Genomic DNA, 2,548 nt, shown 5'->3' with positions numbered 1-2,548 from the left:
CGCCTTGGCCTCGGTCGTGTGTTCAGGCGCCATGAGGGCACCTTCGCCTACAAAGGATGGGATCCATTGGCGAGGATCGATGAAGCGCGGCCCGATGATGAGCGCGGTGAGGTATCCATCCAAGGTCTGCGGATCGGTGGCGGGCGGACTGGGGCGCTGCGCACGCAGGACGTCGAAGAAGTCCTTCTCGTCGAGCATGAGCCGCTTCGGCGCACTGGTCGGGGTGGATGTGTTCATGCAGCCTGCGCCTCCAGAGTGTCGTTGGCCTTGGCCAGGCGTGCCGCCTTCCAGGTCCAGGGCAGAAGCTCATCGAGCCGGTTGATCGTGGTGCGCCCCGAGACGATGCGCTCGAGCACATCGGAGAGCCAGGTCTCTGGGTCAATGTCGTTCATCTTGCAGGTGTTGACCAGCGAGGCCAAGACAGCCCAGCTCTCGCCGCCGCTGGCAGAGCCGGCGAAAAGTGCGTTCTTTCTCGTCAGGCATACCGGCTTGATGGCGCGCTCGACGATGTTGCTGTCCACCTCGATCCGACCGTCCTGCAGGAAGACAGTCAGTCCTTGCCAATGCTTCAAGGTATAGGCCGCGGCCTTGCCAATCGAGGACTGCGACGCGACGGCGTCGCGGATCTCTGTCAGCTGCCGCTTCAGATCATCCATCAAGGCTGCACTCTCGGCCTTGCGCACCGCCAGCCGCTCGACATCGCTCAGGCCACGGATACGCTTCTCCACCTCATAGACCTTGGCGATCCGGCCCAGGACCTCGAGCGCCGCCCGCGACTGGGTCGTCTTGAACACGTCCGCGAACTTGCGCCGGGCATGAGCAAGGCAGAAGGCAAGCTCGAGCGGGGCGGCGTTGCTCTTGCGACGCTGCTTGGCCACGGTCTTGTAAGCGCCAAACCCATCTACCTGGAGAACGCCGGCAAAGCCGCCCAGATGCGCCAGAAGATCCTGCGCGCCGCGTCCCTCGGTGTAGACATAGGCCACGGCTGGCGGTGCGGGGCCCCGCCAGTTCCGGTCGTCGACGGCATAGGCCCAGAGCTGGCTCACCTTGGTTCGGCCTCGGCCGGGGGCGAGCCGGGGCAAAGGTGTCTCGTCACAAAATACCCGCGGCTGCGCCTGGATGAAGCGCAGCAGCCGCTCATGCAGGGGCTTGAGCCACCAGGCGGCGCGTGCGATCCAGCCGCCCAGCGTGCCGCGGTCAAGCTGGACGCCATGGCCGGCGAAGATCTGCGTCTGCCGGTACAGCGGCAGGTGCCATGCAAATTTTGCGGCCACAACATGGGCCACCAGCGCCGTGCTGACCATGCCACCAGACATCACCCGGGCAGGTGCCGCAGCTTGAACGACGCGCTCCTGGCAGTGCCGGCAGGCATACTTCGGACGGATCGTGCGGATGACACGCAGCCGCGCAGGCACGACATCCAGCGCTTCGCTGACATCCTCGCCGATGCGCACCCGCAGGGCGCCACAGCAGGCATTGCCTGCGTCTTCGGGTTCGATGACGACCTCGACGCGGGGCAGATGCCGCGGCAGTGCCCCCATGTTGCGTGCCGCCGCGCGCGGCGTGGTGGTCTTTGGCGCGTCCCGCACCTCTGGCGTCGTCGGGGCGTCATCATTTGCAGCTGCAGGCACATCCGCCAGGTCCCCGAGATCGAGGGCAGTCTGCGTGGGATCAAGCGTCGCAAGCTTCTCGGATTTGGCGCCGAAGATCATGATCCGCAGCAGGGTGGCATAGACGCGCAACTCTGCATTCTCGGCCTGAAGGGCCTTCACGAGCCGCGTCAAACCGGGCGCATCAGTTGGGATCAAAGTGCTGTCAGCCTGCATGGCAAACTATACCATGCGGGCGACAAAACTCAAACAAATACAGATAGTTCAGGCAATATATACTGGCCTTTTGACAGCTGGGCGTCGAGCCTTCGTCCAATCCAGGCCGGCCAGGAGCAACCCGAACTCCTCGCGCGTCAGCACCATCGTACCATCCCCGGGACCAGGCCAGGCGAACCGGCGACCCTCAAGCCACTTCGTGGCCAGAACCATGCCACTGCCATCCCAAAAGATCAGTCGCAACCTGTCGGCGCGGCGCGGTCGGAAGATGAAGACATCACCGCAATACGGGTCGGCTGCGAGCGCGCTGGCGACGATCGCTACCAGTCCGTTGATGCCGCGCCGGAAGTCGATCGGCGTCGTGGCGACGACGATTTTTATGCCACCTGTCGGCAGGATCATGGTGCGCGCAACGCCGCGACGAGCGCAGTCACAACAACGGGGTCGACGGGCCCGGTCAGGACCATGCGGCCCCCTCCGATCTCGAGCTCGATCCGGCCGCAGGCCGTGCTGCCCGGCTCTTCCGGGCGCCGCGCCGCGGCGGGCAGCGGAGCTTCCGACGCGGTAAGAGTGATCGGCACGAATTGAAGCGGCCCCTGCGGAGGGGTCACCCTCCGGCGACCGCCCGCGCTGCCGCTGACGCCAGCCTCCCGCCGCCAGACAGTGAGCAGCCCACGATGTACGCCCCAGCGACGCGCGACGTCGGAGATGTTCGCGCCCGG

The 2,548-nt window shown here is 65.6% G+C and carries 4 protein-coding genes; all 4 read right to left on the bottom strand.

Annotated elements, in window-relative coordinates; genetic code table 11:
- A partial coding sequence (locus EP867_RS19260; RefSeq protein ID WP_128491048.1) for a UPF0149 family protein occupies window positions 1-237 on the bottom strand: 237 nt, incomplete at its 3' end.
- On the bottom strand, window positions 234-1,826 hold the full coding sequence (gene tnpC / locus EP867_RS19255; protein ID WP_128491047.1) for an IS66 family transposase: 1,593 nt from the start codon (window positions 1,824-1,826) through the stop codon (window positions 234-236). The genes tnpC and EP867_RS19260, both read right to left, overlap by 4 nt.
- A 48-nt stretch (window positions 1,827-1,874) precedes the next feature.
- Window positions 1,875-2,228, bottom strand: coding sequence for an IS66 family insertion sequence element accessory protein TnpB (gene tnpB / locus EP867_RS19250; protein WP_128491046.1), 354 nt, complete (start codon window positions 2,226-2,228; stop codon window positions 1,875-1,877).
- On the bottom strand, window positions 2,225-2,548 hold a 324-nt coding region (locus EP867_RS19245; protein ID WP_164888975.1), incomplete at its 5' end, for a transposase. The genes tnpB and EP867_RS19245, both read right to left, overlap by 4 nt.

Source organism: Falsigemmobacter intermedius (genome assembly GCF_004054105.1).
In the GTDB taxonomy this organism is placed as follows: domain Bacteria; phylum Pseudomonadota; class Alphaproteobacteria; order Rhodobacterales; family Rhodobacteraceae; genus Wagnerdoeblera; species Wagnerdoeblera intermedia.
This window is presented reverse-complemented; position numbering and strand designations above follow the sequence as displayed.